Annotated in this window: 2 protein-coding genes; both read right to left on the reverse strand. The window is 39.9% G+C overall.

What is annotated here, in order from left to right:
* Positions 1–343, reverse strand: a 343-nt coding sequence (locus ACS8FC_RS15600; protein ID WP_439297440.1) for an ESPR domain-containing protein, incomplete at its 3' end; no start/stop codon positions are given.
* Between the two features lie 212 nt (positions 344–555).
* Positions 556–913, reverse strand: a 358-nt coding sequence (locus ACS8FC_RS15605; RefSeq protein ID WP_439297441.1) for a phosphomethylpyrimidine synthase ThiC, incomplete at its 5' end; no start/stop codon positions are given.

Here is a 913-nt window from a genome sequence, read left to right on the forward strand (position 1 = left end):
CAATAACAGTGCCTTCATTGTTAATAAATAGCTCTGAGGGCTGTCCTGCCTCTGTTTTTTCTAAAATTAATTTGTTGACTACTAGTTCAGTTCCTTGATTGCTAACCGTATCATTTTCAACAAAATACACATCATCATTTATAGTCGTCGTCTGACCGTTGTCATAAGTAACTGCCAGTGCCGAACCAGAAGCACAAAGCAAAGCCACAGCTAATGGCGTAAGTAGAAGCTTGGTAGCGACTTGAGATTTACCAGATGACTTATCACGAGATTTGGCAAGCTCAGACACGCATTGATAAACACCTAGAGAATGGTTAAAAACGACGCGATAGACATGATTCATAAATGTACCTTGATAGTAGAAGAAGAGAACAATTGCTTGCAAAGTTACCCGTATCTTACTCTAAGCAATGGATTTGTCTATCTATTTTTACACAAATGTTTATATAATTGATTGCGTATATAGAGTAATAATTTTATTGCCATAAAAAAGCCCAAACCTGATAGTCAGGTTCGGGCTTTTATTACACTATCTGAAAGGTACTATCTATCTATCTACACCTCTTTATACAACTGGCGTCCTTCCTTGTTGTATTTCTCCATCATCTCAGCCATGCCTTGACGAACTTCTTCAGCACTGGCTTCGCCTACTTGTCCGACCAGTTCTGTATCGACTTTTTTGATCAAGTGATCAGTATCACTTAAGTCACCTGATTGCGGCGTCACTTTTTTATTAGCGGCATCTTTATCCAGTCCTGCTGCATATTCACGCACGTTTTGAGTGATTTTCATTGAACAAAATTTCGGACCACACATGGAGCAGAAGTGCGCCGATTTATGTGCGTCTTTTGGTAAGGTTTCATCGTGATATTCGCGTGCGGTATCAGGGTCGAGCGCTAGATTGAACTGATCA

The sequence above is a fragment of the Psychrobacter sp. 1Y4 genome, assembly GCF_051847555.1.